At 46.6% G+C, this 12,717-nt stretch carries 14 protein-coding genes; 1 reads left to right on the plus strand and 13 read right to left on the minus strand.

What is annotated here, in order from left to right:
* Positions 1 to 118: 118 nt before the first annotated feature.
* From CYJ37_RS12930 to CYJ37_RS12950, 5 genes are all read right to left on the minus strand, one after another.
* Positions 119 to 1,171 carry an NAD(P)H-dependent glycerol-3-phosphate dehydrogenase gene (locus CYJ37_RS12930; protein WP_094767145.1) on the minus strand — a complete coding sequence of 351 codons (1,053 nt, stop codon included), beginning with the start codon at positions 1,169 to 1,171 and terminating at the stop codon, positions 119 to 121.
* A 15-nt stretch (positions 1,172 to 1,186) separates the two neighbouring features.
* Positions 1,187 to 2,497, minus strand: coding sequence for a ribosome biogenesis GTPase Der (der, locus tag CYJ37_RS12935; protein ID WP_009794834.1), 1,311 nt, complete (start codon positions 2,495 to 2,497; stop codon positions 1,187 to 1,189).
* 191 nt (positions 2,498 to 2,688) lie between these two features.
* On the minus strand, positions 2,689 to 2,874 hold the full coding sequence (locus CYJ37_RS12940) for a capping complex subunit for YIEGIA (RefSeq protein WP_009794832.1): 186 nt from the start codon (positions 2,872 to 2,874) through the stop codon (positions 2,689 to 2,691).
* Entirely contained in the window at positions 2,864 to 3,754 is an 891-nt protein-coding gene (locus tag CYJ37_RS12945) for a YIEGIA family protein (protein ID WP_009794831.1), read from the minus strand. The genes CYJ37_RS12940 and CYJ37_RS12945 overlap by 11 nt, the downstream gene beginning before the upstream one ends.
* Positions 3,751 to 4,359 carry a YphA family membrane protein gene (locus CYJ37_RS12950; protein WP_101550193.1) on the minus strand — a complete coding sequence of 203 codons (609 nt, stop codon included), beginning with the start codon at positions 4,357 to 4,359 and terminating at the stop codon, positions 3,751 to 3,753. The genes CYJ37_RS12945 and CYJ37_RS12950 overlap by 4 nt, the downstream gene beginning before the upstream one ends.
* Before the next feature lie 106 nt (positions 4,360 to 4,465).
* Between CYJ37_RS12950 and CYJ37_RS12955 the strand changes: the two genes are divergently transcribed.
* Positions 4,466 to 4,609, plus strand: coding sequence for a YpzI family protein (locus CYJ37_RS12955; protein WP_009794829.1), 144 nt, complete (start codon positions 4,466 to 4,468; stop codon positions 4,607 to 4,609).
* Between the two features lie 993 nt (positions 4,610 to 5,602).
* On the opposite strand, the gene fni is transcribed toward CYJ37_RS12955, so the two are convergent.
* The 8 genes from fni to sleB form a co-directional block, all read right to left on the minus strand.
* Complete coding sequence (fni, locus tag CYJ37_RS12960) at positions 5,603 to 6,658, minus strand: type 2 isopentenyl-diphosphate Delta-isomerase (protein ID WP_101550195.1); 1,056 nt, start codon at positions 6,656 to 6,658, stop codon at positions 5,603 to 5,605.
* 12 nt (positions 6,659 to 6,670) lie between these two features.
* Positions 6,671 to 7,828, minus strand: coding sequence for a 30S ribosomal protein S1 (gene rpsA / locus CYJ37_RS12965; RefSeq protein WP_170939398.1), 1,158 nt, complete (start codon positions 7,826 to 7,828; stop codon positions 6,671 to 6,673).
* A gap of 161 nt (positions 7,829 to 7,989) precedes the next feature.
* Positions 7,990 to 8,571, minus strand: coding sequence for a lysophospholipid acyltransferase family protein (locus CYJ37_RS12970; protein WP_009794826.1), 582 nt, complete (start codon positions 8,569 to 8,571; stop codon positions 7,990 to 7,992).
* A complete protein-coding gene (gene cmk, locus CYJ37_RS12975; protein ID WP_009794825.1) occupies positions 8,568 to 9,248 on the minus strand; it encodes a (d)CMP kinase in 681 nt (226 codons plus the stop codon). The genes CYJ37_RS12970 and cmk overlap by 4 nt, the downstream gene beginning before the upstream one ends.
* A gap of 152 nt (positions 9,249 to 9,400) precedes the next feature.
* Entirely contained in the window at positions 9,401 to 9,580 is a 180-nt protein-coding gene (locus CYJ37_RS12980) for a YpfB family protein (RefSeq protein WP_101550197.1), read from the minus strand.
* 62 nt (positions 9,581 to 9,642) lie between these two features.
* The gene (locus CYJ37_RS12985) at positions 9,643 to 10,302 is read right to left on the minus strand and encodes a flagellar brake protein (protein WP_009794823.1); all 660 of its coding nucleotides are present in this window, start codon (positions 10,300 to 10,302) and stop codon (positions 9,643 to 9,645) included.
* Between the two features lie 183 nt (positions 10,303 to 10,485).
* Positions 10,486 to 11,835, minus strand: coding sequence for a germination protein YpeB (ypeB, locus tag CYJ37_RS12990; protein ID WP_009794822.1), 1,350 nt, complete (start codon positions 11,833 to 11,835; stop codon positions 10,486 to 10,488).
* Between the two features lie 14 nt (positions 11,836 to 11,849).
* Entirely contained in the window at positions 11,850 to 12,707 is an 858-nt protein-coding gene (sleB, locus tag CYJ37_RS12995) for a spore cortex-lytic enzyme (RefSeq protein WP_101550198.1), read from the minus strand.
* Positions 12,708 to 12,717 lie beyond the last annotated feature (10 nt).

Below are 12,717 nucleotides of genomic sequence, written 5' to 3' on the forward strand. Positions count from 1 at the left end.
TATCACCAGTTTGCTTCGTTGCATTGTATGCAGGAAGTTCCTTTCCCGCATCCTCGAATGCCTAAATTTTGATGCTCAGGCTAAAATAAATATCTTCTCTTGCAGCAAAACATATCATTCACTTGTCAATCCTGTCTTCAAGTACATTTGCAAGGTCTTCCATTTCATGCGTTTTCCCTCTTGCCATCAGCTTGTCGACAGATTCCTTCGGGTCGGCTCCATTAAACAGCACTTCATACAGCGCTTCAGTAATAGGCATTTTCACATTGTATTTTTCAGCGAGCTGGTATGCAGCTTTCGTGGTTCTGACGCCTTCAACAACCATTCCCATATTATCCAGGACTTCCTGCAGGCTATGACCTTTCCCAAGAAGGTTTCCTGCCCTCCAGTTGCGGGAGTGGACGCTCGTACAAGTGACGATCAGATCGCCGATTCCGGTTAATCCCGAGAAAGTCAGCGGACTTGCACCCATTTTGGTGCCAAGCCTGGCAATCTCGGCTAGCCCCCTTGTGATAAGGGCCGCTTTGGCATTATCTCCATAGCCGAGGCCATCGGTGATCCCTGCCGCCAAGGCTATGATATTCTTCAGCGCTCCGCCGATTTCCACGCCAATGATATCAGGATTTGTGTATACCCTGAAGTTATGGTTTATAAAAAGATCCTGTACATGCTCTGCCGCCTCAATGTTCTTTGAGGAAACAGTGACTGTAGTCGGATGGCGGAGGCTCACTTCCTCTGCATGGCTTGGACCGGAAAGGACCACAACGCTCCCGAGGGCTTCACTTGTGAATTCTTCCTCGATCATTTCTGATATCCTCAGCAATGTATCCGGTTCGATCCCTTTGCTGACATGTACGATAGTTAGAGGCACACGCTGAAATTCATTAATCTTACCGGCAACTTCCCTGATGGCTTTTGTCGGCACCGCCAAAATCAGCGTATCAACACCATCAAGGGCTTCTTCCAGTGAGCTGAAGCCTTGAATGCCTGAAGGCAATTTGATATCAGGCAAATATTTTTGATTGGTGTGCTGTTCATTGATTTCCTTGATCTGTACAGGGTTATGCCCCCAGAGCCTGACCTGGCGGCCATTGTCAGCCAGCACCATGGCGAGTGCCGTGCCCCAGCTGCCTGCACCGGCAACGGTTATCTTGCTCGATTGATCCAGCATACAATCACACCCTTTTTATTTTCTTTCCCTTGCAAATATCTTAATTGGAGTACCTTCAAATCCAAAAGCATCTCTTATGCGGTTTTCAAGGAAACGCTCATAGGAGAAATGCATAAGTTCAGGATCATTGACAAATACCACAAAGACAGGCGGCTTGACAGCCACTTGAGTCGTATAGTAAATCCGCAGGCGCTTTCCTTTATCGGTAGGTGTTGGATTCATCGCCACCGCATCCATGACAACATCATTCAGGACACTCGTTTCCACACGCATGCTATGGTTCTCGCTTGCCTGGTTGATCTGCGGAATCAATGTATGGATCCGTTTCTTTGTTAAGGCAGACAAGAAGACGATCGGCGCATAGTCAAGGAATTGGAAATGCTCCCTGATATTTGTTTCAAACGCCTTCATCGTTTTTTCATCCTTCTCGACAGCATCCCATTTATTGACGACAATCACGACAGCCCGGCCGGCTTCATGCGCATAGCCCGCAATCTTTTTATCCTGCTCCAGGATGCCTTCATCAGCATCGATGACAACAAGGACGACATCTGAGCGCTCAATGGCTCTTAATGCTCTCAGGACACTGTATTTTTCAGTGCTTTCGTACACCTTGCCTTTTTTCCGCATTCCAGCTGTATCAATGATCACATACTGATCCCCATTGTAAGTGAGCAGGGAATCGACAGCATCTCGCGTCGTGCCGGCAATATTGGAAACAATGACCCTTTCTTCCCCGAGAATAGCATTGACGAGGGAAGATTTCCCGACATTAGGGCGCCCAATCAGGGAGAACTTGATGACATCATCGCCATAGTCCTTGTCCTTTGTATCAGGAAAATGCTTTGCAGCTTCATCAAGCAGGTCCCCAAGCCCCAGCCCGTGAGAACCCGAGATCGGGATTGGCTCACCAAACCCGAGGGCATAGAAATCATAGATCTGGTCGCGCATATCAGGGTTGTCAATTTTATTGACCCCAAGCACGACAGGTTTCTTTGATTTATACAGTATTTTAGCGACAGCTTCGTCAGCTGATGTAACGCCCTCCCGTCCATTAGTCAAGAACAGGATCACATCAGCTTCTTCGATGGCGATTTCAGCCTGCTGCCTGATCTGCTCAAGGAAAGGCTCGTCTCCTATATCAATCCCGCCGGTATCGATAATATTGAAATCAAGATTCAGCCATTCAGCTGAACTGTAGATTCTATCTCTGGTCACACCAGGTATGTCTTCGACAATGGAGATCCTTTCTCCTACTATTCTGTTGAAAATCGTGGATTTTCCGACGTTTGGACGTCCTACAATGGCGATAACCGGTTTAGCCATGAACATCACCCTTTCACTTTTATATACTTTAAACACTGCTCGAAAGAGTCAAATGAATTGCTTTCAACATCATCCTGTTTTTTTCAGGATGGCCCGTGTATAAAATAAACCCTTCCTGTTTGCAGAAGGGCCTAACCTAATCATTTTATCAAAGAGGCAGATTCCCCGCAACGAAAACATTGGAAGAACCATCAATGCTTGACAATTACATACATTTCATCTGTCAGAGCGTGGGCAATTCCGTCTAAAATGGCTTCAAGGTTGGCAGCCACATGCTCCATCTCTTTTTTGTCGTCACAATGAAATACAGCTGCCCCTGAAGGTGCCTTCTTTGGGTTCGTCGTAATCACTGCCAAAATAAATTTCTCAATGACCATTTCCGCTCTTCCTTTCCCGTTCAGACGGCATCCTTATGGCATTTTCAAGCGTCGGCACACTGCCGATCACTTTAATGGCCCTTTCAATGTCCTTCTCCTGGGGCAGAAGAAAAACCCCGACTCTTCCATCATCCAAATCCCGCTTGGCGAGAGGGACGAGCGCAGGTGTCCCGGAATCCCTGTAAACCCCCATCGCGATCGAGACATCGTGGAGGATCGCCTGCCTTTGGCCAAGATTGGCGATGGTTGAACGCGCGTCAAAAGATTTCGGCTTTAAAATGAATCCCATTCCATATCTCAGCACTTCCTCCTGCCTTGCAGGCAGCCCGATATTCATGATATAAATATTGTCTACATAAAGGCCAGCCCCATCAAAGCGCGGTTCCATATATTCAATTTCCACAATATCCCTGAGCTTTCCGCCTGCCATGAGCTTCTTTGATATCAGCACAGACAGTATGGCCGCTATGATGCCGACCCAGATGTTAATCACAATATAACAAAGGGTGCTGATCAAGGAAGTGAATATCACAAGATAATTCCGGCTTTCAAAAGCAACGGCAATTCCCTCAATATAGGTTTTGCCCCTGGATACCAATTCATAGGAATCCAGTTCTGCCAATGTATTTCTTTCCATGTTCCTGACCTCCCGGAACTGGCTTGCCGCAAGAGTCAAAAAAGTCACCGCTGTAAAATCCTGTTCCAGAATAGAAGGGACAGCAACCGTCCCGAGAGCCGCAGCAATGAACCCAAGGGCAAGGTGTATGATTTTACCATGCAGATATGTCGGGTACTGCCGGTAATCCGTCCGCAGCATGTACATCCTTGTGGCCGTTCCAATAATCAGGCCAAAAACAATCGGGTATGTATAATCACTCATAATATCTTTTGTTTCTCCTTTTCCAGATTGGCTGCCTGCCGCTCTAAATATGCTGCGAGTTTGACAAATCCGTCCCACAGAAGCAATGCACATGATGATATAGCTGCCATATCAAGAAAAGAAAAAGACCAGGCCTCATAGGCCAGGGACAATTTCTCCAGTACCATTGAAAAGAGGAAATCCCCCTGAATGGCACCTGTCAGCATGGCTGCAATTCTTTTCCTGCAGTCGGTAAAAAGTACGGCAGACATAGCAAACATGATGGCTGCCAGCATCCATTCTTTTTTTAAAACCACCCAAACAGGATCAAAAAGAGCAAAAAGCTGAAAACTTGTATACGCAAGCATGATCATAAAAACAGAAACAAAAAAATAAATTGCTTTAAGCCTTGTTATGCGGGCAGCCTCGGCATAGCAGCAAATCAAAATGAAAGCTCCTGCTGCTGAAATATGGAGACTGCCCAAGGAAATTGTATAAGGCGAAACAATAATGGCAATCAAAAGGCAAGCCGACAAAGCCGTCCTTCCGTTCTGCTGTCTTTTCATAAAAAATGCCGCTGCAATCCAGCAGCACCAGGCGCCCATATAAAAGAAAAAGCCTTCCACACTACCACCACCTATCATTTCCATTATGGGTAATAGTTATGTACTTTAATCTTTATTACATAAACTTTTGTCCTTGTTTCATCTTAAATAGCAGGGGGTGTTAATCATGGGAAAAGACAGACAGGAGAAAAAATTAAAAGCAGGCGGAAGAGTCGAATCTGACCGCGACCAGGCCCTTCACTATCCAGGGGCGACCAAGCTTCAAAGCCCGGAAGAAGCCAGGGGCATGAATGACTCTAAGTATAGCTAGAAAAGCGGAGGGCGCTTGCTCAGCCCCGACAAGCATAAGACGCTCCTGGATAAAAAGCGTTCTTTGCCTTTAATCCAGGAGTGGCTTATGACTCGAGCACCTAGGAGCCGAAGCTGGACAAATAGAAAAGCGGAGGCGACTGTTCTATCGCCGAGCGCAGGCTGAGGGCGCCACGTCCTGTGGCAACGCCTCCATCACCTGCATCCTGTGGGCCTCAAGCACAAGACTCCTGGATAAAAGGTGCTCTTTGCCTTTAATTCAGGAGTGTCTTTTGACACGAGGGGTGGCTTTGGAGCTGGACAATAGAAAAGCGGAGGGCGCCTTGCTCAGCCCCGACAAGCATAAGACGCACAAGAATAAAAGGCGTTCTTTGCCTTTAATTCTTGGGTGGCTTATGACTCGAGGGGCTAGCTCCTGGAGATGGACAACAGAAAAGCGGAGCGACTGTTCCAACGAGGAACGCAGGCTAAGGGTGCCGCGTTCTGTGGCAGCTTCTTAAAAGGGCCTTTGTCCTCTACAATCTAGGGAATTTAATAGATCACTCTTTTATGGCTGGAACCATTATTTTCGCTTCTAACAGAATAGTGGTCCCAGCTTTGTTGGCTGGAACCACTATTCTTTCTTTTTTGCCACAATAGTGGTTTTAGCTCTGTTGGCTGGGACCACTATTCTTTCTTTTCATCACAATAGTGGTCCCAGCTTCGGTGGCTGGAACCACTATTCTTTCTTTTTGCCACATTAGTGGTCCCAGCTTCGGTGGCTGGAACCACTATTTCTTTCTTTTCGCCACAATAGTGGTCCCAGCTTCGGTGGCTGGAACCACTATTCTTTCTTTTCGTCACAATAGTGGTCCCAGCTTCGGTGGCTGGAACCACTATTCTTTCTTTTTGCCACGATAGTGGTCCTAGCTCCGCTCTTCCACAAAAGTAGTCCTCTACGGTTATCCTATGAGCAATACAAAAAAACTCCCGCTAATTAAGCAGGAGCCAATTCCTATATATTCCTCTGACTAAAAACCTTTGTGTTTATCCCCCGTTCAGACAGCCAATGATGGGTTTTGCCTGATATGATGAATGGGGCTCTTTGGAGGTCCTTTATTGTTTCAGCCCCGAGCGCAGCCATAATAAAAGCGAGCTCCTCATGGAGGGTATGTATTTCCTTTATAAGCTGTACATGACCTTCGCTCATAAGAATCTTCAGGAGGTATCCGGCCATTGCAGCAGCATCTGCGCCGCAGGCAATGGCTTTCGCTGCATCGAAAGCTGTCTGGATGCCGCCGGAACCGATGATACTGACTCCCGTTTCTTCTGCTTTTACCTCAAGGATTGAGGTGGCAGTAGGTATCCCCCAGCCATTGAAAAACGAAAGGAGCCGTTCTCTTCTTTCATTCTCAATCCTGGCAAAGTTTGTGCCGCCAAATCCCCCGACATCGATCGCTGAAACACCGGCAGCTGCAAGCTTTGCAGCACTTTCTCTGCTGGTCCCGAATCCAACCTCTTTTACAATCACAGGCACATGGACGTTTTTACAAATAGACTCGATCCTTCTCAAGGCATCCCTGAAGTCCCGGTCTCCTTCTGGCATCGTCAGTTCCTGGACCACATTCAGATGTATCTGCAGGGCATTTGCTTCAATCATCTCGATTGCCCTCTTAGCCTGTTCGGCATCTGCTTCACTTCCCAGGTTGCCGATTACAATACCTTTCGGATTTTCCTGCCGCACAATTTTGTATGACTCCCGTTCGGCAGGATCCTTCAAAGCTGCCATTTGCGAGCCCACTGCCATGGCGAGGCCTGTTTCGGCCGCAGCCATGGCAAGCTCCTGATTGATTTTAAGCGTTTTTTCACCGCCGCCGCCTGTCATCGCGTTTATTAAAATTGGCGAACTTAGAGTAAGTCCGCCAATCTCAGTTTCTATTTTTACTTGATCCACAGCAGAATCAGGCAAGCTTTGATGAATAAAATCAATATCGTCAAATCCGGCAATGCGCTTTTGACCTGTTGAAAGGGCAAATTCTATATGATCCCATTTCCGTTTAGATCTTGACAAATTATATCACCATTATTTTTTCAGATTCTTTAACTGATCACCGATCATTTCACCAAGCTGGAAGCCTTTTGTTTCTTCAGGCATCTCATAACTTGTATCATACTCAGCTTCTTTTTCTTCAAGATCCTTGATGCTTAGAGACAGACGCTGATCGTTTTCATTTACATCCAGTACCTTTACTTGTACCTGCTGGCCTTCTTCAAGCACCTCATGCGGCGTACCAATATGCTTGTGGGAAATCTGGGAGATGTGAACAAGACCCTCTACTCCCGGGAATACCTCAACAAACGCTCCATAAGATACAAGGCGTCTCACAACTCCGTCAAGAGTGCTTCCTTTCGGGGCCTTTTCTGCGATATCAGACCATGGCCCAGGCAATGTTTCCTTGATGGATAGGGAAATGCGCTCATTATCCCTGTCTACGCTCAGCACTTTTACCTGTACCTTCTGGCCTTCTTCCACTACATCGGAAGGCTTTTCAACATGCTCGTATGAAAGCTGGGAAATATGGACAAGTCCGTCAATTCCGCCGATATCGACAAATGCGCCGAAGTCAGTGATGCGCTGGACAGTACCATCCAGAACCTGGTCTGCCTGGAGGTTAGCAAGGATATCCTGCTTCTGCCTGCCCTTTTCTTCCTCCACAACAGCTCTGTGTGAAAGGATCAGGCGGTTTTTCTCCTTATCCAGCTCCACGATTTTGAAAGAAAGGGTCCTGCCTTTGTAATCTGAGAAGTCTTCCACAAAATGTGCTTCAACAAGCGAAGCCGGTACAAAGCCGCGGACGCCAAGGTCCACTACCAGGCCGCCTTTGACCACATCTTTAATTTCAGCGTCAAAAACTTCGCCGCTGTTGAATTTCTCTTCAAGTGTGTCCCATGCCTTTACTGCATCCACTTTGCGCTTTGAAAGGATAAGTGCCTCTTCCTCCACTTTGAGTACTTCCAGGTCAAGCTCATCACCTTCAGCCACAGCATCTTCCGCTTTTTCAATGTGAAGGCTTGAGAGCTCGCTGATGGGGATGATCCCGTCAAGCTTGCTGTCCTGGATATCCACAACAACCTGCTTTTCTTCCACTTTGGTGACTTTCGCAGTTACGCGGTCGCCCACCTCAAAGTTTTTTACTTCAATTGAATTCATTTCTTCTGATTGATTCATCTCTTCTGACATATGTAATCCTCCTTAATCCAATGACTGCTTGCAATCTTTTATAGTAGATGTGATATTTTCACAGCGGAAAACAAGGTCCTAAATTAAAGACATAGAATATTCTAAAAAGATGCCTTTCCTCTAACTTCTTACAAATAGCTTTATTTGTCAAGCAAGAAGACTTATCTGTGCTGCTCAATAAGCTGGCGGATTTCCTGCATGATCATCTCCGTCACTTCGTCAGCGGACGCTCTGTTTTTCCGTGCTTCTTCCATATCCAGAGGCTTCCCGTACACTACCTTCAATCTTTTAAACGGCTTGTATGGGCCAATGATTGCACAGGGTACTACATGGGCCGGTGCCCTCAAGGCAAAGAAGCCTGCCCCTGCAAGGCCTTTTCCCAACTCCCCTGTTTTACTTCTTGTACCCTCAGGAAAGAGCCCTAAAACATTTCCTTCCTTCAAAAGGCCAATCCCTTTCCTTAGAGCTTCCCTGTCGCTCATGCCCCTCTTAACCGGAAAGGCGTTCAAATTCCTGACTATTGTCCCTAGTACCGGCAGGTTAAAAAGTTCTTCCTTGGCCATGAAGTGAACCGGCCTCGGAGCAGTAATCCCTACAACGGGCGGATCCAGATTGTCGATATGGTTGCTGCACAGCAGCACGCCACCCTCAGCCGGAAAGTTCTCCTTCCCGATCACCTCAAAACGGTATATCGGTTTCAGCGCCCCGTAAACGGCTGATCTTACAAAAGAATAGAATGTCAAGTCAATCCGATCCTTTCTTCAGCAAGCAGCATGATCTTCTCTACAACTTCCGGAATAGCAAGCGAGGTAGTGTCAATTACCACTGCATCATCAGCTTTTTTAAGCGGCGCTACTTCCCTTTCAGAATCCAGCTTGTCCCGGTATGCAATATCGGTTTTCAGCTGTTCAAGATCTGACGGGTAGCCTTTCTTTATATTCTCCTGATGTCTCCGCATGGCCCTCTCATCAACTGATGCAAGCAGGAATACTTTTACCTCTGCATGGGGAAGGACATGGGTACCGATATCACGGCCGTCCATAACTACCCCGCCGCCGATGGAGAATGCTTTTTGCCTTCTGACCATCTCTTCCCGGACCTTGCGGTGCTTCGCAGCAATCGATACAGAGTTGGTAACAGCGGCTGTTCTTATCACTTCAGTAACATTTTCACCGTCCACAAGGATAATTTGCCCCTGTTCACCTGGAAGCAAGTCAATCTGGATGCCTGTGAGAATATCCATCAGCTTATCTTCATTTTCCAGGTCAGCGCCTGCCTCAATGGCTTTATATGTGAGTGCCCTGTACATGGCCCCTGTGTCTATATAAATATATGATAGCTTTTCAGCTGCAATTTTTGCCACAGTGCTTTTTCCTGCTGCTGCAGGGCCATCGATGGCAATTGAGATTTTTTTGATCATATTTCCTCCTGTTACGCTTCCAGTTGGGTTTCTCTAAAACTTACAAGAACCATTTTAACATATTATCCGCTGGTTTTTTATCAATATTTTGTCCTTTGACCTGCCTCTGAAGGGGTTTAAGCATACAAAAAAAGCAGGCCGCTTATGCCCGCTCATTTTCCGCCGAAAGTCTCCAGCAGCTCCTCAAAGCTATTCTTTGACACACCTTCGTACTGGGCAAGCTGCTTCAGCTCAGGCATGACATCATATTTATGGAGCAGTACCTGGGCTGCGAGCAAAAAGAGCAGCTGGATAATGACTGCTTTCACAATCAGCCGTTCGAGCATCTTCATTTCCATCCCCGCCTGTTGACAATCTTATTATCATTATTGGCATCCAGGCAGGCAATTATTCGTTAAGCTTCCAGGCCTTTTTTCTTAAGGGCAAGCTGCCTGTCAAAACAGAAGCGGAGAAGAAGCTGCCTGCCGGATGGGCCCAGATCTGCAAATTCAATCGATGCCTTATTTTTCAGTTCATTATGCTCTATGATTCTCACAATTTTTGCATCTGCTTTCAGATAATGATAGTCCCCATTCTGAAGGGCCAGCACCAGCAGTACTTTTATAAATATGCCTGCATCGAGCGGGCTGTCTTTATCCACAAGCAGACTTGCCCCGCCGGCACTGATGTCTTCCGTTACAGCCTTAAACGGGGAAAATTCGCGGCCAATCGGCTGTACAGCAGCATCGATGGCTGCTTCGATCCTCACGTACTGCCGCCTCTGGATTTTGATAAGCTGCTTCGGGCCCGGATAGGATAAGACCATTAACGGGATATTCTGCTTAACCCTTCCTTTTACTTCTGTAGTAAATAAGAAAACGGATCCGTCATCTGAGACGAATGTAGCTTTAAGCTGTGTACCGTCAAGCAGGAAGGCTGTTTTTCCTGATTTTACATTGACCGGGTAATCAATGAAAAGGGCATTGTCATTCTTTTCGGCCAGCTTGCATCTATATATTTCTTCTTTATGTCCATTCACTGTTTCAAGTGTTATTGAATCTCCAATTTTTATCATGCTGACCCACTCTCTCTTGCTCTCTCTTAAATACACGCTTTTCAATCAGACAAAAGGATAATCCTGTCATTTAATTATGACACGGGACCCATGGGTGAATCAAGACCTTATATAGTTCCAAAGACCTGTTTTTGTGATATTAAAAAGCCCGGGAATATCCCCGGGCCCTGTAGTACATTCCTTTTAAACCACATCTTCGTAAATGGGCTCTGCATTCTGCAGCTTATCCACTTTTTCTTCAATGCCTGAATCAGCATTGATATAAATCCGATATGTGTCATCGCCCATTGTACCCAGGAATTCATGGCATAATACTTCCTGGTTAAGGTCATTAATGATTACCGCAAGTCTCGTTTCCTGTATCTTCAGATTAGGATTGATCTTGTCCCTTGCCTCTTCCTGGCTTAAGCCCGCTTCAGGCAGTTCCCTTATGTGGTGTGACTTAAGATAATCCTCTGCTGAAAAGCCAATCATTTGCCCGTTATCAAGGGCCACCTTTACTTTTATCGAATCAGGATAGACTCTGATATCATCTTGTTTGGATACGAAAGTAAATACTCCGACATTATCGTATTGTGTACTTTCAAACAGGTCCAAATCCTTAAATCCATTGTCACTGAGGAATTTAATGGCTTTATTCCCGGCTTCATTCAAACTGACAGCCTGGTCGTTTACATCTCTGCTTAGGATAAACCAGATCGGATATCCGCCTTTTTTTGTTATATCCATATTGGCTTCCCTGCCGGTTTTCGGATCCTGGACAGAGACACTGTAGAAGCCGAAGTCAGAGCCTTTTCCGTTTTCCGTTACTTTTACAGCCGCCTTTTTCCCCATTCCTGCATATTTCTCAGCAATGGAGCGGGCTTTATTTTTTGAAATAGCCTCTCCCTCTAAATATTTATAATTTGAATCATCTTTCTGCATATTGACCATGGCGGGGCCAAAATCGGTCTCCCCATAACTCTCAACCGTCTTTTCCACGGTTTTGAACCCGTCGATGATTGTATTGTCCATGGGCTGTTTATTGGAGGCAAGCGCCATTTCAACGTCCATCCATCTGAGATTATTCTTCAGGACCATATGCTGGACTTTGCGGAGCTCCTGCTGGATATCGGCTGATTCTTTATAAAGCCCCTGAAGCGCCTTATACTCTTTATCTGACAAAGGTTCTTTGTCCAGATCCCTGACTGCTGTGCGGTAGCTGAAATCCCCGATCTTCGCGAGAAAATCCTCTGTCTTATTGAATGGCATAAGTGTAAGCGGCAGCTGGCCAACATCACTATGGGCCGTGGATGTTATTTTCCAGACATCAGCAAGCGCCGGTGAAAGGGATTCCCTGGAATTCATGGCTAATGTAGTCCCAATTTTGTCATGAAGCAGGTCGGTCTGGTATGTCAGGTCATGAAAGGCCCTTTGATAGCTGTTTTCTGCATTAATAAGAATCGCATTCTTTTCCCTGTGCTCCTGGTATCCCCAAAAGCCGGCACCAGCTGCTCCAAGGGCGAGTACGGCAATAAGTATCCCTCTAATCACTGTAAACCACCTCTCTATTCACAGAAAATATGTTTTCCGATCTTTTTGATTTGCGGCCGCGTCCAAATCCATCCGCTGGTCGCCGTATCAGGATTGAAATAATAGAGCGCATCGCCGGTTGGATCCCAGCCGTTCATAGCGTCCATCACTGCTTCTTTGGCAGTTTCATTCGGTGTCAGCCATATCTGGCCGTCTGCCACAGCCGTAAAAGCGCGCGGCTCAAAAATCACGCCTGAAACTGTGTTGGGGAAGGTAGCGCTTTGCACCCGGTTCAAGATGACAGCTGCCACAGCCACCTGGCCTGTATAAGGCTCTCCCCTTGCTTCTCCATAAACTGCGTTTGCCATCAGCTGTATGTCATTCTGCGAAAATCCTGATGGGATATTGGCAGCAGAAGGCTGTTTGGCTTCAGGTTTTGCCGGGGCGCTCTGGCCACCGCCTCCGCCTCCGCCCTGTCCAGCACCGCCTGAAGGCTTTTTCTGCTTGTCCAGGTCAACACCGCCATAATGGGTGAATTTATTGCCTTTGTTGACTTGTTCTTTTACAAACTGTTCGTTGTACTTGGAAGCTTTTGCAAGCTTGGCCTTTGTTTCCTGGCCTGCCAGCCCATCAATCGGCAGACCGAATTCGTATTGGAAATTACGCAGCGCCCAGTAAGTTCCCCATCCAAATACCCCGTCGATTTTACCGTTATAAAACCCGAGGTACTGAAGCCTTGACTGAAGTTCAATAACATCATCGCCCACAGCACCATGCTGGATGACCTGAGCTGAAAAAGCATCTGCTTTTTCAGATGGCCCCAGCAGCGGGAGTGCGGCTGCAAAAAGCGGAATGAGCAGAGCCAGCTTAATCACCAATAATTTGTTTTTCATGGATAGCAAC

Origin of the sequence: Bacillus sp. UMB0728, from assembly GCF_002858875.1 — a bacterium.
Lineage (GTDB): Bacteria > Bacillota > Bacilli > Bacillales > Cytobacillaceae > Bacillus_AB > Bacillus_AB infantis.

Bases quoted from the DNA above. Each gene is read 5' to 3' on its own strand.
- CYJ37_RS12985 (WP_009794823.1), bottom strand. From the start codon at position 10,302: ATGATAAAAATTGGAGATTCAATAACACTTGAAACAGTGAATGGACAT.
- CYJ37_RS12945 (WP_009794831.1), bottom strand. From the start codon at position 3,754: ATGAGTGATTATACATACCCGATTGTTTTTGGCCTGATTATTGGAACG.
- rpsA (WP_170939398.1), bottom strand. From the start codon at position 7,828: ATGTCAGAAGAGATGAATCAATCAGAAGAAATGAATTCAATTGAAGTA.
- CYJ37_RS12940 (WP_009794832.1), bottom strand. From the start codon at position 2,874: ATGGTCATTGAGAAATTTATTTTGGCAGTGATTACGACGAACCCAAAG.
- CYJ37_RS12930 (WP_094767145.1), bottom strand. From the start codon at position 1,171: ATGCTGGATCAATCGAGCAAGATAACCGTTGCCGGTGCAGGCAGCTGG.
- sleB (WP_101550198.1), bottom strand. From the start codon at position 12,707: ATGAAAAACAAATTATTGGTGATTAAGCTGGCTCTGCTCATTCCGCTT.
- cmk (WP_009794825.1), bottom strand. From the start codon at position 9,248: ATGATCAAAAAAATCTCAATTGCCATCGATGGCCCTGCAGCAGCAGGA.
- CYJ37_RS12980 (WP_101550197.1), bottom strand. From the start codon at position 9,580: ATGAAGATGCTCGAACGGCTGATTGTGAAAGCAGTCATTATCCAGCTG.
- der (WP_009794834.1), bottom strand. From the start codon at position 2,497: ATGGCTAAACCGGTTATCGCCATTGTAGGACGTCCAAACGTCGGAAAA.
- CYJ37_RS12955 (WP_009794829.1), top strand. From the start codon at position 4,466: ATGGGAAAAGACAGACAGGAGAAAAAATTAAAAGCAGGCGGAAGAGTC.